Here is a 23,393-nt window from a genome sequence, read left to right on the forward strand (position 1 = left end):
CCGGTGTGATGGAAGGGTGTTCGATGGCTGGGAGTGGAACCCCGAGTTCAAGGCCGGTGCGGTGAAGCTGGTACTGGAGGAGGGCAGGCCCATCGCCTTGCCGATGTCACTCAGAGTCTCGTAGGTGCTCAGCCCGTCCACCATGAGGATTCCGCCAAAATCCTGGAGCATGTTGCGCGCGGCCTCGGTGTCCCGGCCCTCCTGTATCCGGTACACCACCGCGTCCGGAGCGCACAGCGCCCAGGCGTGCCTGCGCGTCTGGCTCTTGCTGCCTGGCAGCGGCCAGCGCGTCTCGTCCCCGCCCAGAATCTCCCGCGTCAGCAGCGCCGCGTGCCGAGAGGGTGTCAAAGAATTCGAGCGACGCGACCCGGCATGACACGCGGAGGGAAGGAGTAGAGCGGAAAGGGGGCCGAAAAGTCCCCCCGCTGCCACCGAGCCGCCGCCTCTCGGAACACCGCGATGAAGGCACGGTACTGCTCGCGCAACTCCCTCAGCGCCTGGCGCGTGGAGGCATGCCCCAACGGCCGCGGGCTACGTTTGAGATGCTCGGGCCGGGTATGCGGGTGCTGGGGTGCGCGAGCCTCGGATTCCACCTCCTCCACCAGTCCCCGCACCGCACGCTGCCGCCCCTCCTCCCCCAGCCCTTCCCAACACGGCAGTGGCGCCACCTCCAACTCCACCGGCTCGGCCCACTCCTCCGCGAAACGCCCCTGTGCTCCTGCCATGTCCTCGCTGCCCCGCCTGCTCCAGCGCTTCGTCCAGCTGAACCACTGGAACAGTCGCCGCGCTGGCCCTGATAGCTGTGGCAGACACGTGAGGCCCGGCCACTCGGCGCTCCTCTCCACCAATCCCTCCTTCACTCCATGGGCCAGCACGTAGCGAAGCCGGCCCACCATCGCCTCATTGTCCAGCACCGGCTCCGCCGAGTAACGCCTCTCCCAGAAACCGCCGCTCCAGTCCACCAGCCTCCCTACCTTCCTGGACAGATTGGAGCGCAAGTACTGCATGAAGGAGGCGAGCGCGGCACCCCACACCAGCAGGTGGAAGTGATTGGATGCGAAGGTGAAGGCGTGCAGCCGTATGGTGCCGGAACTCTGCTGGACGGCTCGCGCCAGCACGCCTCCCACTACCTCGTTCACCTCCGCGCTCGGGCGCAGCAACAGCCGTCCCTGGAAGCACCTGGACGTGACGAAATAGAGACCCTCCTCCTGGAACATCCTCAACGGCCAGCCCATCCCCATCCCCTGCGTACGGTCCGCCGGGCCAGGATGCACCCCGTGGGCCAGCTCCAAGTCCTCGGAAAGAATCGAGGAGCGGTCGGTTACCCGTCCACGCCCAGTTCCGTTCTGGCTCAAGACCCCCGTTGCGAGTCCTTTGACACTACCTTCCTGAAGCGGGACGCGAGCGCAACACCTTCAGCACTGCGGCTTCGAAGGTGTCGAGATCCACGGGCTTGGAGAGGAAGGCATCGGCCTCTTCCAGCCCGTGGGGTGCGCGGCGCTCAAGAGCAGGAGGGGGACCGTGCTTAAAGCGGGTCGGCCCGCAGCGTCCGGAGCAGCTCCACCCCAGTGCGCCGGGGCATCATGTGGTCGCTCACCACAGTGTCCTCAACCACCAGGTCTCCTCCTCCTGATGCCTTGCATGCGGCGGGCCGCCACTCTCCCGGGTGGCGGCTCGTCGCCTTCCCATCACCCGCCGTGGTGAACCTCCACCGGCGTGATGCCCATCACCCAGCTCGCTCACGCGCCCATCAACCAGCTTGCGCGTCAACACTCATGGACACATCCGGGAGGGAATGCACGGACCGCTGGGGCTGATCGGCACCATCCTCGGCGCCAGCTTCGGCGCGTTCATCGGCCCGGTGGCGGCCGTCGTCGGAGGTGTCGTCGCGGCGCTCTTCGTCTTCATCGGGCGCACCGGGAGAGACGCACCTCCGCACTGATTCCACCGGCGCCATGGACTATGCGTCATCGGGCCCGGCTGTCGTGACGTGTTCCTCGTCTTGTGGCAGGTCATCGGTATCGTGAACCACGGTGCCTTCGAGCCAACGAAGATGTGCTCGGTCGGGCGGAGGGTGGGCGCATCGACGAGGGTTCCCATGGCGACGTGAACGAACTGGCCCTCGCGGACGATTGGCGGCGAGCCCCGGAGCGGGGGCCACCGCGTTCGGGGAGGTGATCCCAGGCAGCGGTTGCACACAGACCAGGTCCCCTTCGCCCCTCCCGGACGAAGCATCCGGTGAGTCTACGCCAAGGCGGGAACGGATCAGCGCCTCACTCGGGCGTCGGAGGGCGGATGCTCTCGGTCGCGGAGGCGGGGGACGCATCGCCGTCGAGCATGCGCGTGGGACCGGGGACCTCATCCTCGTAGCGGGGATGGCCCGTGCGGTGCTTGAACCACCACCGCCCATCCTTCTTGACGAACTCATCGGTATACGTGCCGATGATGCGCAGGCCTCGGCCGGTGTCCATGAACCGGAGCAGCTCGACCAGCGTGGAGCGCGCGGAGGCGTGCTCCGGCCCCTGCACGTGGATGGCGGTGGCGGAGACCGTGTACGACACCACGTCCACCTTGTCGGAGTTCCGCGCGAGAAATGCCCTGATGGCCTCGCGCCCTTCGATGCGCCACGCCGTGGGCGGCCGTCGCTCCCAGACCGCGTCCTCCGTGAACATGGCCATGAGCGCTGTCCAGTCCTGATGATTGATGGCATCACTCGACCGGTCGAGGAGCTCCCGGATGGCGACCTGCTCCATCAGCTCGGCGGTCGGCCCCACACCACTCACCGACCGAGTCTCGTGCGCGCCGCCATGAGCGCATCCCGTGCAGTCGAAGGTCATCAGGGATGTCACCAGGCACCGCAGCGCAGCTTGGATTCTCATGGTTCTCTCCAGAGGTGTCGAAAGAGGAAGTCGAGACACCATGCGCTGGTGGATGACATCAGTGCAGCGAATTGTTTTCGGCGATTTGTTGAGTCGTGCTTAGGTGACCGCCGTGTCCGCCTTCGAAACACGCCACCTGTTGCTGCTCGTCGCCCTCGAAGAGACCGGGAGCCTGAATGCAGCCGCCCGGCGGCTGCACCTCACGCCTTCAGCCCTCAGCCTGCAGCTCCGCGACCTGGAGGAACGGCTCGGCGGTGCGCTCTTCCAAAGGAGGTGGAGGCGCCTGGTGGCGACGGCCGCGGGGCGCCATCTCACCGAGGTCGCCCGCTCCGTCCTGGGGGAGCTGGGCCGCGCGGAAGCGGAGGCACGCCGGCTGCTGAATGGCGCCACGGGGACGCTGCGACTGACGACGGCCTGCCATCATTCCTACCGCTGGCTTCCCGACCTCCTGAAGGACTTCGCACGGACCTGTCCCGACATCGAAGTCACGGTGGTCCCCGAAGCGGCGGCCTCGCCTTGCGAGTGGATTGTCCAAGGCACACTGGATGTCGCGCTCGTCGCGGGAGAAATCAGGAACGCTCCACGCGTCCGCCTGGAGCCGCTGTTCCGGGACGAGCTGGTTGCGCTGGTCGGCAGGGGGCATCCCTGGTGCGCGAAGAAGGCGGTCGAACTCCGCGCCTTCGCCGATCAACACGTCTGGGCCGAGGCGGGAACGTTCCATCGCGACAGCCTCGTCGCGCGCGCGTTCGCCGAGGCGGGCAGCATCCTCCCCCGCCGGGTGACGGCCCTTCCCCTCACGGGCGGCGCGCCCCTGGAGTTGGCACGCGCCAACCTGGGCATCACCCTCGCCCCACGCTGGTCCGCGGAACCGGCCCTCGCCAACGGGGAGCTGCACGCGGTGAGCCTCGGTCCGAAGGGCCTCTGGCTGGATTGGTCGGTGGCCACACGCGCGGAGGAGCCAGAACCTCCGCTGGAGGCCTTTCTCGCCGCGCTGCGCCTGCATCACCCCCGCGCCCGGGAGCCCGTGGCGCAACGCTCACGCCGACGTCGTTCTTGAACCTACGCCGCCTGCCGTCCCGATTCCCCTGGCAACGGTGGCGCGGGCGAAGGCCGCACGTGCGCCTTCTGCGTCAACCTCACGCCCATCAGCACGAGCACTCTCCGCAGCGGCGGCCCCGGGCGAGGAGGAGGCACCTGCGTCAGATGAGGCAGCTCGGACCATGTGCCGGAAGCGTCAGCGCGCCCGGAGGCTGGATTGGGCGGGGTTGTTACGCAAGTCGTTCGCAGTGGACGTCTTCTCCTGCCCGAGGTGCGGAGGAAGGCAGCGGGTGCTGGCGTACCTCACCCAGGGCACCGTCCAATGCGTGTCGCGCGGCCCTCCTGGACGACCACCTACCCCGGCCCTCCCCCGCGACAGGGCTCCCATGCCGCCTATGCTCCCGAACGGGAGCACGGAGCCATGCTTGCGAAGCAGGAGCAGGCCCGCTTCCCTGGCCACGTGTAGTGCCTTCTTCAGCAACTCTTCGTTGTTCATCGCGCCATCCAGGAAGAGGGTGGAGGAGATTCCTCGGGTGTGGACATGGATTGAGGGCGCGGGGGTGTAGCACCGTGTCCTCGCTCCGTCACGTCGCGCCCGTCAACGGATGGTGACGTCGAAGCGCTTGGGAAGCTCGTTCTCATCGAGCACCTGCGCCCTCAGGAACTCGATGGCGATCCGTGCTCCCGGTTGCCAGTAGGGCTCGTCCTGCTCGTTCGCCCACAGGCAGCCCTGCATCTTCTCGAGCTGGAGGAGCCGGAACTCGAGCTGATCGTAGCCTTTGTCCGAGGTGAGGTTGTCGTCGATCTCCACGGTGAGCTGGGGCTGATAGGGCCCGAGGTAGACGGTTGTCAGCGTCCGGTTGGAATAGATGGCGAAGAGCGATTCGCCCACCACCATGGGACTCAGGTTGAACTGAAACTGTACGGAGGAGCGTCCTTTGTCACTCAGGACATACCGATGGAGTTGGTCGAAATGGGTGCGCGCCGCCTCGAGTTGCTTCTGGGTGAGTTTCTGGCATTGCATCATGTAGGAAGCCTCGAATCCGTACTTGAGCGCGAAGACTCCTGCCGCCGCGAAGATGAATCCAGCGGCCACGAGTGGGTATCTGGGGCGCTTTGGCATCAGGAGGGCGATGATCTGGGGGTGAAGACGTGCATGCCGGCACTGAGACCCTCGGGTGTCTGTCCGGTGCTGGGGAACTCGATACCACCCGCCTTGCGCCAGAGCGCGTATCCGCTCGTGCCTTCCTTGACGGCACCCGAGAAGAGTCCATCGGCGAGGCCGGGATGGGGAAGGGCCTGGTGTTCGGGTGGAAGCTCGATGACCTGCCCCTCCTGCGTCTTGCGAGCTTCCTTCAACGCTTCGGAGAGGGCGAGGGATGTGCTTTTTTCTCGCAGTCCAGCCCGGTGAAGAAGAGATGCGGGGATGGCACCGAGACCAGCCACTCCCTGCCGGTGCGGGTGCCAGGGCCGAGCGCGGAGGGGACGTAGCCACGCCGTGCAACGGCATGGCCGTGTCAGTAGGAAAGGTGCTCGAGAACCTGCTTCGCACGCGCTCTTGGAGCACCTTCGACCTCGAGCACCTCCACTTCGAAGGCGTAAGGATCATCGAGGAGGAGTTCCTTCAGCTTCTCGTCGACAGCCAGGCGCAGCTCCTCGTCGTCCGAGGCGGAGAGCGCGATCCGGTCCGGCCGCTCGATCCCGACCAGGACGATCAAATCGAGCTTCTGGAGGGCTCCGCGTATGCGCGGGAGCCACGCGTCAAGGTCGAACGCGTCGCGGTCCTCGTGGGCCAACAGGTATCCGATGAAGTCCACCGGACATCGGTCGAACAACACGTCGCGAGGACCCTCGTCCAGGTTGGCGATGGACCGTGCGAGCTGCTCTTCGAAATCCTCGACCGACGGGGTCTCCGCGAACCCGTACCCCTCTTCTTCCAGCTGGTGGTACGGCTCATCCACCGTCACATAGGAGGGGAGGCGGTCGGACAACTCGTCGATGAGAGTGGATTTCCCCGCGCGATGAGTACCGGATACAGCGATTCGCATGAATGAGCGCTCTATCAGTTGCACCGATACGGCGTCAGCCTGGAAGACGAACACCTCCGAGTTCCCCACCGGGACAGACGGCGTCGCGAGCCATCCCTCTGGAATCACACGGAAGAGCGGGTTCGTCCGTCAAGCCACTGGGGAATCACCAGCGATGCGGGGTGAAGAGGCAGTCGATGGGCCCGCTCAGCGTTCTACAGCATTCGAAGGGAACGGTGAGCCTGCTTTGCAGCCAGTTCTCATCGGCCCAATAGCTGGAGTCCGCATTGAAGATGAGCTTTCCTCCGAGCCTCTGGAGGACGATGTTCTCTCCGTTGAAGAGGCGGTGGAGGAAACGGAACATGACGGCCTGGAGGGGAGGGCGCGCTACTCGAGGTGTTGCCCGTCGCTCCCTGCTGCGCGTTCTTCCGCTACCACCACGCCGAGCCCCAACCCCGCTCCCAGCATCCACCCCGAACCCGCGAGGCCTCGCCGCGGGTGTGCCCCGGTGGCTGGGACCTCCGCTCCTTCCCTTCTCCTCTTCCTCAGGGAGGACGCTCCCGTCGCGAGCCTCACGAGGGGCGCGGGAAGTGTCACCCGCTTCGTGGGGAAGGCCGGCCTCTGGATGCGTCTCCCTGGTGCTTCTCCCTCCCGCCTGGCTGGAAGTTCCTCCCACTCGAAGAGGCTCGCCTCCCACTGGGCCCGTCCGCCGAAGGCCGCCGCCGCCATCAGCGCGTCATGCAGCTCGGCGCCGTCCCGGTAGCGCTCCTCCGGCCTCTTCGGCGGGTGCTCGTTGGACGGCGATCGCGAATCCCAGCAGGTCCTCCAGCCGCTCGGGCGGGAAGGGGTAGTGCCCCGTCGCCGCGCGGTACGGGCTCACCCCCAGCGCGTACAGGTCATCCGCGGCGCCCACCTCAAAGGACACGCGGCGCGAGATGACGTAAGAAGTCTCCCCCGTGATGAGCTTCCTGCACGAGCTGCCCCCCGTCCGTCGTTTCCGCCTCCCCTTCACCCGGCGCCGCCACTTCTTCGCGTTGGGGAGCCTCGTCTACGAGGCCCTCGGCTCGCTGGGGGCTCGCGAGACGGAGGAGCAACTCATGCTCGCCCGGTTCGAGCACGTCCCGGGCCCCGAGGGCCTGTGTGTCATCGAGCGGCTGCACCGCTCCGTCGACAGCCGCCGGCTCCGGGAGCTCGTGTGGGAGGCGAAGCACGCCCTGGGCCTGACGCACCCCGGTCTGCTCCAGATGCGTCAGTTCGTCCTCCTCCCGCAGCGGTCCCACCTGGAGCGGCCCTACGCGGTGCTCGAGTACGTGGGGGGCCGCTCCCTGGCCTCGGTGCTGAAGCTCTCCGCGGTGTTGGAGCGCAAGCCGCTGTCGGTGGCCGCCGCGTGTGACATCGCCGCGCAGGTGGCCGATGCCCTCGAGCACCTGCACACCCGGTCGGACTCGCGCGGGTGGTGCTGGGCGCTCGGTCACGGGGACATCTCCCCCTCGCTCATCTGGCTCTGCCCCGACGGCCGGGTGAAGCTGGTGGGCTTCGGCACGCGCGCCTCCCGGCGGGTGGGGCGCTACGAGCGCCGCAGGGAGTGGACGGACCTGTGCCGGGCTTCTCTGTACGCCCCCTCCGCCCCGCGCTTCCGGGAGCTCCCGGCGTGCCGCGTGGACCTCTACTCCCTGGCGGTGGTGCTGCTGGAGATGTTGGTGGGCCAACCACTTTGGGGGCTCGACTCCGCCTCGACGTGGAGGCATGGCCTGCCCCCGGAGGAGGTGGACCGGCGGTTGCGTGGGCTCCGGCTGCCGTCGGGGCTGGGGGACGTGATACGTGACGCGCTGCGTTGCGAGCCCTCGGGGCCGGTCTCCACCGCCGCGGGGCTTCGCGAGGCCCTGCGCCCCCATATCCGGGAGGGCCGAGGGGTGGCCACGGAGCTGGGGTGGCTGGAGCGCGAGGTCACCTGGCGGGTATCCCCGTGGGAGGCCAATCCCCTGTCCGCCGCCTGAGAAGCCGGAATTCCGGCCCGGGAGCGCTTGCGGGGTTCGACGGGAAACCCGTTTTGAATTAGGCTTTGTCCAAAGCTGTCAGACGGGGGAGGTCTGCCTTTGACACCGCGTGGGTATCGCGAAGAGGAACTCGTGGCGAACCGTGCTTCGGTGCTGTTGAGCGGAGGCACGGAGGACGAGCGGCGCACGTGGGCGGCGGCGGCGGCGAGGAACTTTTTCCAGGAGGGCCCGTTGGTGGAGGTCCGCCAGACCGAGCAGGTCGGCGAGGCCCTCAAGAAGACGCGCGGGGTGGTGTTCATCCCCGACGTGGCGCGCATCAGCTTCATCGCCCAGGGGCTCATCGTCCGCTGCCTCCAGACGCAGGAGGAGCGGCCCAAGATCGTCGTGGGCCTGTCGGGCGCCGTGGAGCACGCGCGCAGCCGGGGCACCCTGCGTGAGGATCTGCTCTACCGCCTGCACCTGGCGCAGGTGGACCTCTCCGTGGACGGCATGCGCGAGGTGATTGCCCAGCGCCGCGCGCAGCTCGCCGCCGAGGAGGCCGCCCGCAAGGCCGAGGCCGAGCGGCTCGCCGCCGAGAAGGCCGCGAAGATGAAGGCCGCCGGCATCTCGGTGAAGAGCGCGTCGCGCATGCGCAGCAAGGTGGCCCCTCGCGCCACCTCGCCCAAGGTCACGCGCAGGTAACGGGCGCGCGCGGGGCGGGCGCCTCAGTCGTGCTTCTGCCCGCGCTTGGCCTTGAAGCCTTCCTTCCGTGCCGCGGCGCGCTTGGGCGCCGTGGCCGACGCCGTCGTCTTGCGTCCCTGGCTCCGGGTCCGGCGCTTCGGCGCTTCGGCGTCCGCCTCGACGGAGACCTTCAGGGGATTGCGGGCCGGCCGCGCCTTCTTGATGCGCTCCTGCACGGCCTGCGCCTCCTCCAGCACGCGCTCCGCGGTGGCCTGCGCCTGCTCGCGCACCGGCGAGGGCATGGGCTCCACTTCGGGCCGCGCGGGGACGGGACGGGCCAGCTCCGGCTCTTCCTGGAGCTTCACCCGCGCCACCCGCACCACCTGCTCCTGCCTGGGCAGCAGCTCCTGGAGCCGGTCCATCACCTTCACCGCCGTGATGGTGCCCTCCACCACGTACCGCACCCCCTCGGTGCCCATCCGCACCGCCGCTCCCTTCAACCTGTCCACCAGGCGCGTCGCGTTCGTCACCATGTGCATCCCTTCCCTATGGCCGTGTCTTTCCGGCCAAGGTATGCACGCGCCTCGCGGTTGGGAGCACCGCGTCATGGGCGGCCTCGCCCCTGCCTGCCTGTCTGTCCGCTCCCCTCCCCGTGGGGTGATGGCCGTGTCGGGGAGGCTACTCGCCGCTGCGCACCAGCCGCTCGGCGTCGCGCCGCAGCCGCTCCACGTCGTCGTCGTGCTCGCTGTTGTAGTAGCCGCGGATTTCGCCGGTGCGGTCCACCAGCACGAAGTGCGAGCCGTGGAAGATGCTGGCGATGTCGTTCTCGTCATCGCCCTCGCGGCCCATCGCCATCTTGAAGCCGCCGACGACGGTCTGCTTGAGCTGCTCGTAGTCGCCGGTGAGGAAGCTCCAGCGGGCGGGGTCCGCGCCGTGCTTCGCGGCGTAGGCGGTGAGGCGCTCGGGGGTGTCGTACTTCGGGTCCACCGAGAAGGAGACGAGCGCGAGCTCGCCGCCGATGTCCGCCGTCTGCTTCTGCAGGCGCGCCATCTTCTGCGTGAAGACGGGGCAGATGGTGGGGCAGCGGGTGAAGATGAAGTTGGCCACCCAGGGGCGGCCCTCGAGCTGCTTCAAGCCGAAGGGCTGGCCGTCCTGGCGCGTGAAGGAGAAGGCCGGGAGCCGGCCGTAGCGCTCCAGCGTCTCCTGCCGGGGGCGCAACAGGCCCACCACCAGCGCCAACAGGCACGCGGCGGAGGCCAGGGCCACCCACAGGAAGCGGTTCGCGGAGCGCGGCGCGGGGACGGACGAGGTCTGGACGTCGGTGGACATGGGGTAAGGGTCCGACTGCTAACGGATGCGCCGGGGATGCACAAGGCCGCGCGTCCCCGGGCCGCTTCCTTCCTCCCCGGGCGGCTTCACGCTCCCCCGGGTGTTCGCTACTCCTACCTCGGAGAGGTCTGCGCCGAACAGTCCGGGTGCCCTCGCGAGCGGCGGTCGGAGCGCTCTGGTAAGCCTGGAGTCCTCATCCATGGCCAAACTCGAGACGCCAAGAACTCCGACTGGGGGGCCGGAGCCGCGGGGCCCTTCGGGGTTCGATCCGCTCCTCGATGGCGTCACCGACGGCATCCTCGTGGTGGATGGGGCCTGGCGGCTGGTGTGGCTCAACGCCGTGTTCGAGCGGCTGCTGGGCCGCTCGCGCGAGCAACTGCTGGGGCAGGAGCTGTGGACGGCGCTGCCGGAGGTGGCGGAGAGCGCCTTCGCCCCGGCCTGGCGCCGCGCCATGGAGGTGCGCACGCTGGTGTCGCTGGAGGAGTTCTTCGGGCCCGCGGGCGTGTGGCTGGAGGCGCGGGCGTTCCCCTCGGGCGAGGGGCTCGTCGTCTTCAGCCGGGACGTGACGGAGCGGCGGCTGGCGGAGAACGAGCGGGTGCGGCTGTTGTCCTCGGAGCAGGCGGCGCGCACCGCCGTCGAGGACGAGCGCGCCCGCTTCCAGGAGATGCTGATGCTGGCGCCCGCCTCCGTCTGCATCACCCGGGGCCCCGAGCACCGCTTCGTCTTCTCCAACCTCCTGCACCGGCGCTTCCATGGGAGCCGGGACATGGTGGGCCAGGCCGCGCGCGAGGCCCTGCCCGAGCTGGAGGGCCAGGGCGTCTTCGAGGTGATGGACAAGGTGTACACCTCCGGCAACCCGTACGTGGGGCGCGCCCGGTCGGTGAGGGTGCCGCGTCCGGGCACCGCGCAGTCGGAGGAGATGTACTTCGACATCGCCTACCACCCGCAGCGCGACGCCGCCGGGCGGGTGGAGGGCGTGGCCATCTTCGCCTACGACGTGACGGACCTGGTGCGCTCGCGCCGCACCGCGGAGGCGCTGGCGCGAGACCTGGGCTACAGCGAGGAGCGCTTCCGCTCGCTGGTGACGGCGACGTCGGACATCATCTGGGCCACGCCGCCCTCGGGCGAGTTCGTCGAGGAGCTGCCGGGCTGGAGCGCCTTCACCGGGCAGACGCGCGAGGAGCTGCTCGGCTGGGGCTGGTTGGACGCCGTGCACCCGGAGGACCGGGAGCGCACCGTGCGGGCCTGGGAGGAGGCGCTCTCCACGCGCACGCCCTTCCACCTGGAGCACCGGTTGCGCCACCTGGATGGGACGTACCGCCACATGCTGGCGCGCGCGGTGCCGGTGCTGGAGGAGGACGGCTCGGTGCGCGAGTGGGTGGGCGCCCACCGGGATGTGACCCGCCAGCGCCAGGGCGAGGCCGAGCTGGAGCGTCTGCTCGCGCGCGAGCAGCGCCACTCCGTGCAGTTGCAGGGGTTGGCCAGCGCCGCGCTCGTCATCAGCGAGGCGGACTCCATCGAGCACGTGCTCAAGGCCATCACCGAGCAGGCCCGCGAGGTGATTGGCGCGCACCAGGCCTTCACCAGCCTGACGTTGGAGGGGAACTGGGCGCGGGCCATTCATGCCTCGTCCGTGTCGGACAGGTATGCCGCGTGGCGGGACTGGAGCGAGCCGCCGGAGGGCACGGGCATCTACTCGTGGGTGTGCCGGCTGAACCTGCCCATGCGGCTGACGCAGGCGGAGCTGGAATCGCACCCGGCCTGGCGTGGCTTCGGCCGGCACACGACGAAGCATCCGCCGCTGCGGGGCTGGCTGGCGGCGCCGCTGGTGGGGCGTGACGGGCGCAACCTGGGCCTCATCCAGCTGTCGGATCGCCACGAGGGCGACTTCAGCTCCGAGGACGAGGCCATCCTCGTGCAGCTGGCGCGCATGGCCTCGGTGGCCATCGAGAACACGCGGTTGATGGCGGAGACGCAGGCGGCCAACCGCGCCAAGGACGAGTTCCTCGCGGTGATGAGCCACGAGCTGCGCACGCCCCTGACGGCGGTGCTGGGTTGGACGCAGATGCTGCGCAGCCGGCAGAACGACGCGCGGGCGGTGGAGAAGGGGCTGGCCGTCATCGAGCGCAACGCGCGCACGCTGGCGCAGCTGATTGAAGACGTGCTGGACGTGTCGCGCATCATCACGGGCAAGCTGACGCTGCACCGGCGGGGCGTGGAGCTGGTGGGGGTGGTGCAGGCGGCGGTGGAGGTGGTGCGGCCGCACGCGGAGCAGAAGGGGGTGTCGCTGTCGCTCGAGGTGGACGTGGGCGGCAGTGGCACGGCGATGCTGGTGGGGGACCCGGGGCGGTTGCAGCAGGTGTGCTGGAACCTGCTGGTGAACGCGGTGAAGTTCACTCCGGCGGGAGGGCGGGTGCTCATCCGGGTGGACCGCGACGAGCGCGAGCTGCGGGTGCGGGTGACGGACTCGGGGAAGGGGATTCGCGCGGACTGGCTGCCGCACCTCTTCGAGCGCTTCTGGCAGGCGGATGGCTCGGCGACGCGCGAGCACGGCGGGCTGGGGTTGGGCCTGGCCATCGTGCACCACCTGGTGGGGCTGCACGGGGGGAGCGTGCGGGCGGAGAGCGCGGGGGAGGGGAAGGGCGCCACCTTCACGGTGCTGCTGCCGGTGCCGGCGGTGTTGCCCGAGGTCCGCACGGAGGCCCTGCCGGGCGCGGAGGCCCAGGTGCCGGGCGTGAAGCTGGACGGGGTGTCGGTGCTGCTGGTGGAGGACGCGGCGGACGCGCGCGAGTTGATCGCCCTCATGCTGCGCGAGCGGGGCGCGGTGGTGGACACGGCGAGCACCGCGGCCGAGGCGATGGAGCGGCTGAAGGTGGCGATGCCGGACGTGCTGGTGTCGGACATCGGCCTGCCGGGGGAGGACGGGCACGCGCTGCTGAGGAAGGTGCGGGCCTGGGCCGAGGCGAGTGACCAATGGGTGCCAGCGATTGCGCTCACGGCGTACGCGGGCGCGGAGGACGCGCGGCGGGCCTACCGCGCGGGCTTCCAGGTGCACCTGGCCAAGCCGCTGGAGCCGGCGACGCTCATCGAGGCGGTGGCGCGGCTCGCCGGGCGCGACGACGCGGGCGCGCGGACGGGGTGAGGCGCCGTTGAAGCTGACGGACCGCGAGCCGGAAACCCTCCAGTCCATCTGTCACCCGAAGAAGCTCCAGGAGTGCGAGCGGCAGTGCCGAGAAGCCCTGGAGGAAGACGGGTGAGGAGACGGCTCCTGGTCGCGGTCGTGGCGGGGCTGCTGCTGTCCGCGCCGCTCATGGCCCTCCTCGCCAGCAACTGGCTCGTGCCGCTCACGCGCCTGTCTCCCGCGCGGGAAGAGGCGGTGCCGATGCTCTCAGTGACTGTGAGCCCCCTCTCGCCTGCGTCTTCGACAAGAAGGTCCAGGGGCTCTACTGCGCCGACAGTGATTGTGTGACGGATTCCCAATGCGGAGAGGGCTTCGCCTGCGGGGCCCAGAGCACCTGGGGCGGCGAGCTCCTGAGGCGATGCGCGCTGGAGGGAGATCGGCGGGAAGGCGAGGGCTGCGAGCCGCTGTCGGGAACGCATGCGAGCGCCTGTGCTCCGGGATTGCTCTGCAACGATTGGTGTGGGCGGCCCTGTCAGCCAGAGGTGACGGGGAGCTGCTCCGAGGGCTTCTTCTGCCTGCCCTCGGGAGGGAGGTCCCGACGGCTCCTCCTGTCTTCCCACGTGCGAGGCGCGAGGCTGTCCTCCTGGTCAGGCCTGTATCCGCTCCAGCCAGGGCGCTTCGGTCTGCGCCGTGGTCCATGGGACGAACTGCCAGCGGTCCCCCTGCCCCGAGGCGCACGTCTGTGAGACGCGCGCCCCGCCGGAAAGGGCGGGAAGGGTCTGGATGCGGTGTGAGCTCCTGTGCTCGAACGACGGCGTTGCGTACGCGCCTGTCACCCGGACTCTCCGGGCTCCTGCGGGCCGGGCGAGAAGTGCGAGCGGCTCCGGGACGGCACGCGCTGGGCCTGTGTGTTCGACGAGGAGGTTTGAGAAACCGCTGGGGGGATCCCGCTCTCCGAGTGCGTCCGCTCCCGTTTTTCCGGGCCCGTTCACGCACTGAAAGCGGAACGCGCCGGTTTTTTTCGGGGCCCACGCAACCATTTCTCATCCGCTGCGAGAATGGGTCCAGAGATTCAGGCCCCCCCTCCTCCCCCCCGGAGCCCACCGTGAGCACCTATTCCGTTCGTCGTGGCGACACTCTGTCCGAGCTCGCCAAGAAATTCCGTACCTCGGTGGACGCGCTCGCCAAGAGCAACAACATCAAGAACCCGAACAACATCCAGGTCGGCCAGAGGCTCAACGTCCCCGGCGGCTCGAGCACCCAGGCCAGCGGCTCGTCCGCCAAGAGCTACACCGTGCGCTCCGGGGACACCCTCGGTGAGATCGCCAAACGCTTCGGCACCAGCGTGAACACGCTCGCCAAGGCCAACAACATCAGCAACCCCAACCGCATCTTCGTCGGGCAGAAGCTCAACGTCCCCGGCGGCTCGAGCACCCAGGCCAGCGGCTCGTCCGCCAGGAGCTACACCGTGCGCTCCGGGGACACCCTCGGTGAGATCGCCAAGCGCTTCGGCACCAGCGTGAACACGCTCGCCAAGGCCAACAACATCAGCAACCCCAACCGCATCTCCGTCGGGCAGAAGCTGACCATCCCCGGCGGCGGGGGCTCCTCGACCTCCAGGCCTGGCAACTCCTCCGACGGCTTCGATCCCACGCCTTCCACGGGGGGCTCCGGTGGTACGGGCGGCGTTCGCGGCCCCGTGCGCGATGATGACGGCCGCACGTTCAACGTCTCCGCCGACGGCACCCCCAAGTTCCGTCAGGGCGATGCGCAGTGGGGCGGCCGCGCCCTGGGCTCGGGCAGCAGCATCTCCGCCGCCGGCTGCGCCATGGCGTCCACCGCCATGGCCATCAGCAAGATCTCCGGCCAGGTCATCAACCCGGGCGAGCTGGACGCGTACCTGGACAAGAATGGTGGTTACTCGGGGAACGCCATCGTCTGGGGTCAGGCCGCCAGGATGGCGGGGCTCGGCGCCAGCAAGCCCGGCTGGAGCCTGGGCACCATCAACAAGCAGATCGACGCCGGCCGCCCCGTCGTCATCGGCGTGGACTACAAGGCCGGCTCCAACGGTGGCGGCAACGGCACCGACCACTGGATTACCGTCACGCACCGCAAGGGCGACACCTACTACGCCAATGATCCGGCCACCGGCGAGGAGATCGCCCTCAAGCTCCAGGGCAACCGGCTCGTGGGCGGGCCCAAGGGCTACAAGAGCACCGGCGAGCTGGTGACGTTCTCCGGTGGCAACCCCAACCCGGGCACGGCGCCGGCCGGCGGCGGGGCTCCGGTGGTCTCCAACCCCTCCACGGGTGGCGGCTCCCTGAATGGCGTGAGCGTGCCGACCGAGACCCTGCGTCGCGGTGAGAGCGGCGAGGCGGTGAGGAAGCTCCAGTCCGCCCTGGTGAAGGCGGGCCACATGACCCAGGCCGAGATGAACACCGGCCCGGGCACCTTCGGGCCCAAGACCGAGTCGGCCCTCAAGGCGTTCCAGCGTGCCCATGGCCTCTCGGCCGACGGTGTCTACGGTGCCAGGACGCGCGCCGCCTTCGAGAAGCTCGGCGCCAAGGCCAGCGGCTCCTCCGGCCCCGGCCCCGTTGTCGGCCCGACCGAGCCCGGTGGCTCCTCGGGCGGCGTGTCGCTCGCGCAGCTGCGGAAGATCATGCCCAACCTGTCGCAGGCCAAGGCCGAGCAGTACCTGCCCCACCTCAACAGGGCCATGGCCGAGGCCGGCATCAACACCCCCAAGCGCCAGGCCGCCTTCCTCGCGCAGCTCGCGCACGAGAGCGGTGAGTTCCGCTACATGGAGGAGATCGCCTCCGGCGCCGCCTACGAGGGCCGCAGGGACCTGGGCAACACGCAGCCGGGCGACGGCGTGCGCTTCAAGGGCCGTGGTCCCATCCAGCTCACCGGCCGCGCCAACTACCGCGCCGCGGGCCAGGCGCTGGGAATCGACCTGGAGAACAACCCCAAGCGCGCCGCCGATCCGGACGTGGGCTTCCGCACCGCCGCCTGGTTCTGGAACAGCCGCAACCTGAACAGCTACGCGGACGCGGGCAACTTCCGCGAGGTCACCCGCCGCATCAACGGTGGCTACAACGGGCTCGCCAGCCGCGAGGCCTACTACCATCGCGCGCTCGGCGTGCTCAGCTGATCCACTCTCTTTTCGGCACGGCTCTCCCCCTTTTCCCAGACGGGGGGAGACCCGAGGACCGCGTCCGTGACCCGGGCGCGGTCCTTCGTTTCTTCAGGGGTCCGGGCACGGGCGCCATGAGCCGCTCCTCGCTGTACATCCAGAAGCCCTCGGGCAGCTCCATCAGCGTCAGGTACAGACACGTCAGCCCCACCATCACAGGAACGCGTCCACCTCCGCGGCCGTCACCCCCGGGTCGAGCAGCGGTTTCAGCCGCTCGCGCACGGGAATGGGCCGGGATTCCACGGCTGGCAGGGAGGGGACCGACCCGGTGCCTTCATGGGCGGCGGGCGGAACTTGCTGGAGGCGTTCCATGGCGGCTTCCGAGACCAGTGCGGAACCCGGGCCGGGAGACACCCCTGGCCGTCCGCTCCTCGCCTCGCGGGCGATGCCCGACACTTCCGGCCGCCAGCCGAGCGGACAGCCAGAGGGTGAGGCACCGCGTGAAGCCCGTGAGCACCCTCCGACTCATAAGGACCCTCGTGCAGACGGAGAGAGCCCCCATGGCGATGGAGCGAGCGCAGCGTTTCGTGGACGCACTGGCGAAGTTGGAGGAGAGCGGCGACCTGGAGCCCCTCGTGGAGCTCTTCAGTGATGACGCGCAGGTGAGCAACGTGGCCGCCCACCGCACCTTCCACGGGAAGGACGGAGCGCGTCAGTTCTGGCGCGAGTACAAGGGCATGCTGCGCCAGGTGAAGTCCACCTTCCGCAACATGATCGAAGCGGGTGACCGCGTGGCGCTGGAGTGGGAGTCCAACGGCACCGCGCACAACGGCGCGGCGGTGGACTACGGGGGTGTCTCCATCGTCGAGTGGGATGGCGACCGCATCGCGCGTTTCTACGCGTACTTCGACCCGCGGGTGCTGGGCCTGGAGCTGTCGCAGGGCAACGCGAGGCGCTCGGAGGCACCAGCCACCGCGCCAGCCTGAGCCGATGCTCCCTCTCCCGAGGGGAGAGGGAAAGTTGTCAGCGCATGTCCCCAGACCGAGGGAACTAGTAGAGCCGGCTCCAGAACGAGCGCCGCGCCGAGATGCGGTCCAGCGCCTCCTGCAGCTCCTCGTCGTAGTCGGCGCGCGTGGCGATGTCCGCCATCGAGATGATGCCCGCCAGCCGATCATCCCGCTCCACCACCGGGACGCGGCGCACCTGGCGGCGGCCCATCAGCGCGATGATGCTGTGGATGTCCTCGTCCGGCGTCACCGCCTCCACGTCGTCCGTCATGATGTCCCGGGCGACCATGTTGTCCGGCGGCCGCCCCTCGGCCAGGGTGCGGATGACCAGGTCCCGGTCCGTGAGCACGCCACACAGCCGCCCGCGCTCGTCCACCACGGGGACGATGCCGCAGTCCTCTTCCTTCATGACGCGCGCCACCTCGCGCAGGCTGCTGTCGAGGTGCACGCCCTTCACGTGGCGCGTCATGATTTCCCGGGCCGTCAGCGGCTCGCGCTTCCAGCGGCTCCGGCGCCGCGTCTCGTCACGCGAGGGCACCGGCTGGCCCATGCCCACCAGCCCCGAGTACACCTCACCCGTGCCTCCCCGCTGCCCCGGGCGATCCTCCCACTCCCGCTCCTCGTGCCGCCGCTGCTCGTAGCCGCCGCGCACCTCGCGGGACACGCGCTCTCCACCCCGCGGGCCGCGTTCCTCGTCGACGGACCGTTGCGGCCCGGTGCCGGTGCGCTCCCACTCACGGTACTCCCGGTGCGGCTTGTCGGCGTCCAGCGAGTGGTACCGGTCCTGCTCGCCCATCCGCGGCCCCGGTCCCATCCCGGCGGCATCATCCACCGCGCGATCATCCCGGCCATAGGGGCCCTGGGGGGCGGGGTGGGCGCGCTCCACACGCTCGGCGGAGCGGCGCCGGCCGAAGAGGTGGTGCCGCTGGGGGCCCACGTCGTCGCGCGTGTCGTCCTGGGGCGGAGGGCCTCCCTCCTCGGTTCGCGGCTGGGCCATGCGAAGCTGGGCGGCGCGGTGGAAGCGGCCCTGGCGCACCTCGGGGGGCTCGTCCCGCTCGTTGCTCCAGCCGGTGACGTCGGACTCGGAGCGCTCGCGGGAGCCCGGCGGGGCCTCCGCGGCGCGGCGTTCGCGCTCGCGCTCTCCAGCGTTGGGCATGCCACTGGGAATGCCATTGGACCGGCCATCCTCGGTGTGTCTCTGAGCCATGGGTGGGACCTCCTGCGGTCGGAAGTAGTGCCCAAGGCTCGGCACGGGCCCGGCTTCGTCCAAGGGCCCGGGTGGGTGGAGCGCACCCTCCTGTCGGCCCGAGGGCATGGCCCCCCTCACCGGATGACAGCCACCGGACACCCGGACTGCCCGGTGGCCGACGCCGCGCTCACGAGGGCGCGAGCGCCTCGCCCAGGCGCACCAGGCCGCCGAAGTCCTCCAACTCGCCACCGGCCTCGGGAGCGGCCACCGCCACGGCGCCCGCGGGCAGCTTCTCCTCGAGCCGCGCGAGCATGCCCCGGTGGGCCTCGGCACGGGCGCGCTCCTGGTCGGCCAGGCGGATGAGCGCCTCCACCCCGTGGCGCGCCGTGTGGTCGTCCTCCACGTGCCGCAGCAGCGCCTCGGGGGACGACAGCCCGTCCTCGCGCGCCCAGCTGCGGTTGAGCACGTAGCCCGCGAAGGGCAGTCCCCGCTCGTGCAGCATGTCCCGGAAGAAGGCCGCCTCGTCCAGCGAGGCCGCCTCCGGCGACGTCACCAGCAGGAAGGCCGAGTCCGGCGAGGACAGCCGCGAGCGCAGCCGATCCGCGCGCAGCCGGATGCCCGAGAACAGCCCGCTGAAGGCGCCCAGGAAGGCCCTCATCTCCTGGGTGAAGCCCTCGCCGAAGATGCTCCCCAGCACGTTGCCGAGCAGCTGTGACGTCTTGCGCCACAGCCGGCCCCCGCGTCCCTTCTCCTCCGGGAGGAAGAGCGAGACGATGCGATCATCCAGGAAGCGCGCCAGCCGGCCCGGCGCCTCCAGGAAGTCCAGCGCGTGGCGGCTCGGCGGCGTGTCCAGGACGATGAGCTCGTAACGGCCCTCGTCCAGGAAGTTGTCCAGGGCCTCGGCCGCGGCGTACTCCTGCATGCCCGCCACCAGGTCCGACAGGAAGCGGTAGAGGCGGTTCTCCAGGATGGTGCGCGCCGCCTCGGGCGTGGGAGACAGCCGCCGCACGAAGCGCTCGAAGACGACGCGCGGGTCCAACATCCACACGTCGAGCTGGCCCGGGCCGGGCTCGCGGCCCTCGTAGAGGCGCTCGGGGGGAATGGCGGTGGGCTCGGGGCCGCCCTCGGGCATGCCCATGGCCTCGGCGAGCCGCCGCGCCGGATCGATGGTGAGCACCAGCACCTTGCGGCCCGCGCGCGCCGCGGCCACGCCCAGCGCCGCCGCCGTCGTCGTCTTTCCCACGCCACCCGCGCCGCACAGCACGAGGACGCGCTTGTCACGCAGCAGCGACTGGAGGTTGCTCATGACCGGGCTCCGGCGCGCCCGGGAGAGGGCGCTTCAGGGGAAGCGGGGGTGGGACGTGCGAGGTACGTGGCGATCCGCTCCACCAGCTCCCTCCCCGTGACGGGCAGCTCGGGAACGGTGAGGAGCGGGGCCGGGAGGTTTCCCGCCAGCCGGGCCTGCGCGTCACGGGCCCGGTCCAACCGCCCCAGCGCGCGCTGTCCCAGGTGCGGCCCGTGGGTATCCAGCAGCCGCTCCACGGCGGCCCGGCCATCCGGAGAGAAGGGATTGTCCGGCATGCGGTTGAGCACGCCCGCGGCGATGGGGATGCGGTGGCGCTGGATGGCGGTGGACAGCTCCAACGTCTCGCTCACCGGCAGCGGCTCCGGCAGGGTGACGAGCAGGGCGCCCGTGAGATGGGGGTCCCTCAGCAGCGTCAGCCCCTCGCGCACCGCGCGGCCAATGGGCCCCACGGGCATGACGGACAGCAGCGTGTCCGGGAGCGCGGCGATGGCGAGCGCGTGGCCGGTGGCCGGCAGGTCCAGGATGCACAGCGGGTAGAGGGGAGTGCCATCCGGCCGGGTGCGGCGGATGAAGTGGAGCATCTGGTAGAGGATGCCCATCTCCCGGAGCGCGGGGGCCGCCTCGAGGAAGCGGCGCAGGGCGCGGGTGCGCATGGCGGCGTCGGCCATCAAGCGAATGGGCAGCACGTCCTGGAGGAAGAGGCGCTGGCCCTCGATGGGGGACAGGCGGACGAAGGAGAGGCCCGGAGACACCTCGGTGACATGAGCGCCGGAGGCGCGCGTTCCCACCAGGGCGGCCAGCGGCGAGGGGACGTCCTTGTCCTCGGGGGCCACCTCCACCTCGGCGAGCAGTACCTTGCGGCCCGCGGTGACAGCCGCCCTCGCGAGCGCCGCCGCCAGGGTCGTCTTGCCAACGCCTCCCTTCCCGGAGACGAGCAGTGCCCGCCTTTCCCACAGTGCGTCCAGCAAGGCCGTCGCCCCTCCCGTCGTGCAGGACATGAAGTCTTAACGACGCGACCCCCTTCCGACAAGGGAACCCCCCGGCAACGCGTCACCAGGTGGGCAGGGGCGAGCGTCCGTTACTGCACGGGCCAGCGGGCGGCGATTTCCTCGCACGCCCGTTGGACGTCACACAGACGGCGCGTGCGGGCCCTGGGCGGCTGGTACTCGCGCCCGGCGAACACGTCCACCACGCGCACCAGCTTCGGGTCCACCGGCCCCAGGAGCGACAGGTGCTGCTCGGTGAACGCCTGCAGCAGCGTGGCGATGTACTGCCCGGAGCGCTCGTCCAGCGGGTGGTGCTTGGAGAAATACAGCTTCATCACCCCCACCTTGTTGTTGCCATGACGGTCCACCGTCTGCAGGACCATCTGGGGCCAGACGCGGATGGAGACGCCGGCGATCTCCAGCGCGGGCGGCTCATGGCCCACTTCGCTGGCCACCACGTCGTGAAGACCCAGACGCGGGTGGAGCTGGCGGTAGTACTCGATGGCCTCGATGCACAGCTGGGCGCGGTGCGCGTCGAACCCATGCGCGAACACGGTGGTGGCGAGCCGGTGCTGGTGCTGGCGCAGGAGGGCCTCGTCCTGGCCGCGGCACAGGAAGTCGGTGATGGCCTGGGAGGCCTCGGGATAGCGCAGGTACTGGGGGTCGGGCGGGTGCTTCTGGTTGTCGATGAGGCGCTTGCGCAGCGCGGGCGTGGCCGTGAGATAGCGCCCCAGCTTGTTCACGGAGACGTGAGGTGACTCCCTGGGTACGTCCATGAGGTGCCTCCCTGATGCGTCGTGATGTACAGACATTAACGGAGGGGTCTGACATGGACGGGAGGCTGGGAGCCGACGCGGGGCACTCGTCCACACGGTCCAGCCCCTCGCGCTTTGTCGCTGGGTTGATGGGGGCGCCAAAACTCCCGCGCTGGCGTCCCGTCTACGCCCGCGCTGTGGTGGATGCGATCGCGGCGATGGGCGAAACGGCTCGTCAGCTCCCGCGCGTGGGCCTGGGCGGCTGTGTCGGGGCGGAACTATTGGAATCAGGGCCTGGCGCTACCTCTTGTGGGAGAGCGTGCAGGCGCAGGGCGGCCACATCGAGGCGGAGAGCTTGTCGGGGCGGGGGGACGTTTCGCGCGTGGACATGCCTTGTCGATCCTGGGGAAGTAAAGGACCCCTCGCCTTTACGTCGCGCCAGCTGAGCGTTCAGATGTCGCGAATGGTCCAGCCGTACCAGAAGCTTTGGGTGAGATACGTGTGATCGGGACCTGCGGATCTGTTGTGCTCCTGACCGTGTCGGTCGATGAAGATCATGGTGTCCATGAAAGAGAGATGCTGCACGTGTAGCGCTGGTTTGTTGGCCAACCTTGCTACGACACGCATCGTCTGCCGCACCCGCTTGTAGGTGCTGTGTCCGATGTCGACTACCAGGTCAGCAGTCGCACTTCCGAGGGGCTGACGGTAGTCCTCATTGAGCATTTCACCACAGATGAGGACGATGATCCGAGTACCTGCGATATCAACGATACGCTTGCGATGAGCCATTGCTGGCGCGGTGCCGGTATGCGCACTGATGATGGAAAGCTGTTGCCAGGGGCCGTGCAGGGTTCCATCGCGGGTTACTGCGAATCCGAAAAAGGGGATGGCCTCGTTCTTGACCATTGAGGCTGGGATGCCCTCCTTGAGAACGGGTGGCCATACCACATCGACACCGGCGATGAGCGCGACGCCGTGCGCCTGGGCTGCCTTCTGTGCATCTGCGATGAGCCGGTCGCGATGCTTGTTATCTCTCGCTGACCAGAAGCCGGCGGGTAGTACGACTACATCGCAGTTTTTGGTCTTGGCCTTCATGAGCAGGGCGTGCGCGTTGAGTGCGAACACGCTCTGACCTGGGCTCACGGAAGCCATCGCTCGAGATCACGGTTTGCAGCACCCTCATTTGGGAATCCTCCTGCGGAATGCGCTGTGGGGCTGGCGCTGGTCATGCACGTGGAGTCGCTCGCCTCAATGCTCGGTACTCTTCTTCCGGTTACGGAGAGCCAGCAGTTCGCGTTCCACGAGACGGTCCTTGTCCCGTCCCAGGTGGCGCTTGACTGCGATGAGGTCGTCCAGACTGATGATTTGGCATGGACGTCCGTAGACATCCAGGGTGACTGCTCTGGATGCGACTTCCGCATAGCTCCCGACGGGTGGAACCTCGGAGAGCAGGTCGAGGCGTCCCAGGTCGGTCAGCAGGTATAGATTGCGATTCTTCGCGAGCTCGGCGGGGGACTCAGTAACGGGTCGTTTGGGAACGGCGAGCGCGTAGCGGGGATGATGCGGTGCGAGCACGGCGAGCAACCGGGCGAGGTTTTCTTCGGAGAACGGCGCGGTGACGTCGCAGTCCACCGTGAAGGTGGCCGAGCCGTGAGCAATGGCGGCGACGCCCCCTATGAGAACGAACTCCACCTTTGCATCGAGGAGCAGACGGAGGAGCTCAGGGGTCTGCTGCATCGTCGGCGTCCTTGGGCCGCAGGGCTTCGTACAGCTCGGTCATGCGCTGGAGTTGTTCGAGCCGCTCGGTCGGCGTGAGCCGGAGATTCTCCTCGAGCAAGGCCACGTCCACACCTGCGTCAATCGCCGCATCCCAATCTGGCCCGTAGCTCGGGAAGGCCTTCCGTAAGATTTCTCGCGGATCGTCCATGCGGGAAGTTTAAGCCGGATCGTGCGCGGACGCAGGTTC

The 23,393-nt window shown here is 69.2% G+C and carries 24 protein-coding genes and 1 pseudogene; 7 read left to right on the forward strand and 18 right to left on the reverse strand.

Features of this window, described 5'->3' with window-relative positions; genetic code table 11:
• Window positions 1-168: 168 nt before the first annotated feature.
• Both JQX13_RS56310 and JQX13_RS16440 read right to left on the reverse strand, forming a co-directional pair.
• Window positions 169-432 (reverse strand): annotated as a pseudogene (locus JQX13_RS56310) (IS66 family transposase); the annotation flags it as partial.
• Window positions 345-1,235 carry a hypothetical protein gene (locus JQX13_RS16440; RefSeq protein WP_203409954.1) on the reverse strand — a complete coding sequence of 297 codons (891 nt, stop codon included), beginning with the start codon at window positions 1,233-1,235 and terminating at the stop codon, window positions 345-347. The pseudogene JQX13_RS56310 and the gene JQX13_RS16440, both read right to left, overlap by 88 nt.
• A gap of 560 nt (window positions 1,236-1,795) precedes the next feature.
• On the opposite strand from JQX13_RS16440, the gene JQX13_RS16445 reads away from it, so the two are divergent.
• The gene (locus JQX13_RS16445; protein ID WP_203409955.1) at window positions 1,796-1,942 is read left to right on the forward strand and encodes a hypothetical protein; all 147 of its coding nucleotides are present in this window, start codon (window positions 1,796-1,798) and stop codon (window positions 1,940-1,942) included.
• A 331-nt stretch (window positions 1,943-2,273) separates the two neighbouring features.
• Here JQX13_RS16445 and JQX13_RS16450 read toward each other — a convergent pair whose 3' ends face one another.
• Complete coding sequence (locus JQX13_RS16450) at window positions 2,274-2,879, reverse strand: nuclear transport factor 2 family protein (protein ID WP_203409956.1); 606 nt, start codon at window positions 2,877-2,879, stop codon at window positions 2,274-2,276.
• Between the two features lie 112 nt (window positions 2,880-2,991).
• On the opposite strand from JQX13_RS16450, the gene JQX13_RS16455 reads away from it, so the two are divergent.
• Complete coding sequence (locus JQX13_RS16455; protein WP_203409957.1) at window positions 2,992-3,936, forward strand: LysR family transcriptional regulator; 945 nt, start codon at window positions 2,992-2,994, stop codon at window positions 3,934-3,936.
• A 579-nt stretch (window positions 3,937-4,515) separates the two neighbouring features.
• Here JQX13_RS16455 and JQX13_RS16460 read toward each other — a convergent pair.
• The 5 genes from JQX13_RS16460 to JQX13_RS16480 form a co-directional block, all read right to left on the reverse strand.
• Window positions 4,516-5,013, reverse strand: a complete 498-nt coding sequence (locus JQX13_RS16460) for a hypothetical protein (RefSeq protein ID WP_203409445.1) — start codon at window positions 5,011-5,013, stop codon at window positions 4,516-4,518.
• Between the two features lie 26 nt (window positions 5,014-5,039).
• The gene (locus JQX13_RS16465) at window positions 5,040-5,276 is read right to left on the reverse strand and encodes a hypothetical protein (RefSeq protein WP_203409958.1); all 237 of its coding nucleotides are present in this window, start codon (window positions 5,274-5,276) and stop codon (window positions 5,040-5,042) included.
• A gap of 158 nt (window positions 5,277-5,434) precedes the next feature.
• Entirely contained in the window at window positions 5,435-6,019 is a 585-nt protein-coding gene (locus JQX13_RS16470; protein ID WP_239014786.1) for an AAA family ATPase, read from the reverse strand.
• A 91-nt stretch (window positions 6,020-6,110) separates the two neighbouring features.
• On the reverse strand, window positions 6,111-6,308 hold the full coding sequence (locus JQX13_RS16475; RefSeq protein WP_203409959.1) for a hypothetical protein: 198 nt from the start codon (window positions 6,306-6,308) through the stop codon (window positions 6,111-6,113).
• Between the two features lie 372 nt (window positions 6,309-6,680).
• Complete coding sequence (locus JQX13_RS16480; RefSeq protein ID WP_203409960.1) at window positions 6,681-6,869, reverse strand: hypothetical protein; 189 nt, start codon at window positions 6,867-6,869, stop codon at window positions 6,681-6,683.
• 34 nt (window positions 6,870-6,903) lie between these two features.
• Here JQX13_RS16480 and JQX13_RS16485 point away from each other — a divergent pair, with 34 nt between their 5' ends.
• Window positions 6,904-7,941, forward strand: a complete 1,038-nt coding sequence (locus tag JQX13_RS16485) for a protein kinase domain-containing protein (RefSeq protein ID WP_203409961.1) — start codon at window positions 6,904-6,906, stop codon at window positions 7,939-7,941.
• 132 nt (window positions 7,942-8,073) lie between these two features.
• Window positions 8,074-8,622, forward strand: a complete 549-nt coding sequence (locus tag JQX13_RS16490) for a Fis family transcriptional regulator (RefSeq protein ID WP_343211098.1) — start codon at window positions 8,074-8,076, stop codon at window positions 8,620-8,622.
• A 23-nt stretch (window positions 8,623-8,645) separates the two neighbouring features.
• Here the strand turns inward: JQX13_RS16490 and JQX13_RS16495 are convergent, their stop codons facing one another.
• Both JQX13_RS16495 and JQX13_RS16500 read right to left on the reverse strand, forming a co-directional pair.
• Window positions 8,646-9,134 carry a hypothetical protein gene (locus JQX13_RS16495; RefSeq protein ID WP_203409963.1) on the reverse strand — a complete coding sequence of 163 codons (489 nt, stop codon included), beginning with the start codon at window positions 9,132-9,134 and terminating at the stop codon, window positions 8,646-8,648.
• A gap of 145 nt (window positions 9,135-9,279) precedes the next feature.
• A complete protein-coding gene (locus tag JQX13_RS16500; protein ID WP_203409964.1) occupies window positions 9,280-9,930 on the reverse strand; it encodes an SCO family protein in 651 nt (216 codons plus the stop codon).
• A 199-nt stretch (window positions 9,931-10,129) separates the two neighbouring features.
• Here JQX13_RS16500 and JQX13_RS16505 point away from each other — a divergent pair, with 199 nt between their 5' ends.
• Together JQX13_RS16505 and JQX13_RS54125 are read left to right on the forward strand one after the other, a co-directional pair.
• Window positions 10,130-13,072, forward strand: a complete 2,943-nt coding sequence (locus tag JQX13_RS16505) for a PAS domain-containing protein (protein ID WP_203409965.1) — start codon at window positions 10,130-10,132, stop codon at window positions 13,070-13,072.
• Window positions 13,073-14,156: 1,084 nt separating this feature from the next.
• Window positions 14,157-16,202 (forward strand): LysM peptidoglycan-binding domain-containing protein, encoded by a 2,046-nt coding sequence (locus JQX13_RS54125; RefSeq protein ID WP_239014787.1) that lies wholly within the window; start codon window positions 14,157-14,159, stop codon window positions 16,200-16,202.
• 195 nt (window positions 16,203-16,397) lie between these two features.
• Here the strand turns inward: JQX13_RS54125 and JQX13_RS16525 are convergent, their stop codons facing one another.
• Complete coding sequence (locus tag JQX13_RS16525; RefSeq protein ID WP_203409966.1) at window positions 16,398-16,556, reverse strand: hypothetical protein; 159 nt, start codon at window positions 16,554-16,556, stop codon at window positions 16,398-16,400.
• Window positions 16,557-16,744: 188 nt separating this feature from the next.
• Between JQX13_RS16525 and JQX13_RS16530 the strand changes: the two genes are divergently transcribed.
• A complete protein-coding gene (locus tag JQX13_RS16530; protein WP_203409967.1) occupies window positions 16,745-17,170 on the forward strand; it encodes a nuclear transport factor 2 family protein in 426 nt (141 codons plus the stop codon).
• Window positions 17,171-17,234: 64 nt separating this feature from the next.
• Here JQX13_RS16530 and JQX13_RS16535 read toward each other — a convergent pair whose 3' ends face one another.
• From JQX13_RS16535 to JQX13_RS16565, 7 genes are all read right to left on the reverse strand, one after another.
• Window positions 17,235-18,398, reverse strand: coding sequence for a CBS domain-containing protein (locus JQX13_RS16535; protein WP_203409968.1), 1,164 nt, complete (start codon window positions 18,396-18,398; stop codon window positions 17,235-17,237).
• 169 nt (window positions 18,399-18,567) lie between these two features.
• Window positions 18,568-19,686: an ArsA family ATPase gene (locus JQX13_RS16540; protein WP_203409969.1), complete on the reverse strand. Its 1,119-nt coding sequence runs from the start codon at window positions 19,684-19,686 to the stop codon at window positions 18,568-18,570.
• Complete coding sequence (locus JQX13_RS16545; protein ID WP_203409970.1) at window positions 19,683-20,654, reverse strand: ArsA-related P-loop ATPase; 972 nt, start codon at window positions 20,652-20,654, stop codon at window positions 19,683-19,685. The genes JQX13_RS16540 and JQX13_RS16545 overlap by 4 nt, the downstream gene beginning before the upstream one ends.
• Window positions 20,655-20,764: 110 nt before the next feature.
• Complete coding sequence (locus JQX13_RS16550; protein WP_203409971.1) at window positions 20,765-21,448, reverse strand: hypothetical protein; 684 nt, start codon at window positions 21,446-21,448, stop codon at window positions 20,765-20,767.
• A gap of 429 nt (window positions 21,449-21,877) precedes the next feature.
• Entirely contained in the window at window positions 21,878-22,552 is a 675-nt protein-coding gene (locus JQX13_RS16555) for a hypothetical protein (protein ID WP_203409972.1), read from the reverse strand.
• 123 nt (window positions 22,553-22,675) lie between these two features.
• On the reverse strand, window positions 22,676-23,164 hold the full coding sequence (locus JQX13_RS16560; protein WP_203409973.1) for a hypothetical protein: 489 nt from the start codon (window positions 23,162-23,164) through the stop codon (window positions 22,676-22,678).
• On the reverse strand, window positions 23,148-23,354 hold the full coding sequence (locus tag JQX13_RS16565) for a hypothetical protein (RefSeq protein WP_203409974.1): 207 nt from the start codon (window positions 23,352-23,354) through the stop codon (window positions 23,148-23,150). The genes JQX13_RS16560 and JQX13_RS16565 overlap by 17 nt, the downstream gene beginning before the upstream one ends.
• Window positions 23,355-23,393 lie beyond the last annotated feature (39 nt).

This window comes from Archangium violaceum (genome assembly GCF_016859125.1).
Taxonomy (GTDB): domain Bacteria; phylum Myxococcota; class Myxococcia; order Myxococcales; family Myxococcaceae; genus Archangium; species Archangium violaceum_A.

Coding starts and splice junctions, on each gene's coding strand:
- JQX13_RS16450 (WP_203409956.1), bottom strand. CDS start 2,879: ATGAGAATCCAAGCTGCGCTGCGGTGCCTGGTGACATCCCTGATGACC.
- JQX13_RS16485 (WP_203409961.1), top strand. CDS start 6,904: ATGAGCTTCCTGCACGAGCTGCCCCCCGTCCGTCGTTTCCGCCTCCCC.
- JQX13_RS16540 (WP_203409969.1), bottom strand. CDS start 19,686: ATGAGCAACCTCCAGTCGCTGCTGCGTGACAAGCGCGTCCTCGTGCTG.
- JQX13_RS16565 (WP_203409974.1), bottom strand. CDS start 23,354: ATGGACGATCCGCGAGAAATCTTACGGAAGGCCTTCCCGAGCTACGGG.
- JQX13_RS16495 (WP_203409963.1), bottom strand. CDS start 9,134: ATGGTGACGAACGCGACGCGCCTGGTGGACAGGTTGAAGGGAGCGGCG.
- JQX13_RS16505 (WP_203409965.1), top strand. CDS start 10,130: ATGGCCAAACTCGAGACGCCAAGAACTCCGACTGGGGGGCCGGAGCCG.
- JQX13_RS16475 (WP_203409959.1), bottom strand. CDS start 6,308: ATGTTCCGTTTCCTCCACCGCCTCTTCAACGGAGAGAACATCGTCCTC.
- JQX13_RS16530 (WP_203409967.1), top strand. CDS start 16,745: ATGGCGATGGAGCGAGCGCAGCGTTTCGTGGACGCACTGGCGAAGTTG.
- JQX13_RS16560 (WP_203409973.1), bottom strand. CDS start 23,164: ATGCAGCAGACCCCTGAGCTCCTCCGTCTGCTCCTCGATGCAAAGGTG.
- JQX13_RS16525 (WP_203409966.1), bottom strand. CDS start 16,556: ATGGAACGCCTCCAGCAAGTTCCGCCCGCCGCCCATGAAGGCACCGGG.
- JQX13_RS16550 (WP_203409971.1), bottom strand. CDS start 21,448: ATGGACGTACCCAGGGAGTCACCTCACGTCTCCGTGAACAAGCTGGGG.
- JQX13_RS16440 (WP_203409954.1), bottom strand. CDS start 1,235: ATGGGCTGGCCGTTGAGGATGTTCCAGGAGGAGGGTCTCTATTTCGTC.
- JQX13_RS16445 (WP_203409955.1), top strand. CDS start 1,796: ATGCACGGACCGCTGGGGCTGATCGGCACCATCCTCGGCGCCAGCTTC.
- JQX13_RS16535 (WP_203409968.1), bottom strand. CDS start 18,398: ATGGCTCAGAGACACACCGAGGATGGCCGGTCCAATGGCATTCCCAGT.
- JQX13_RS16500 (WP_203409964.1), bottom strand. CDS start 9,930: ATGTCCACCGACGTCCAGACCTCGTCCGTCCCCGCGCCGCGCTCCGCG.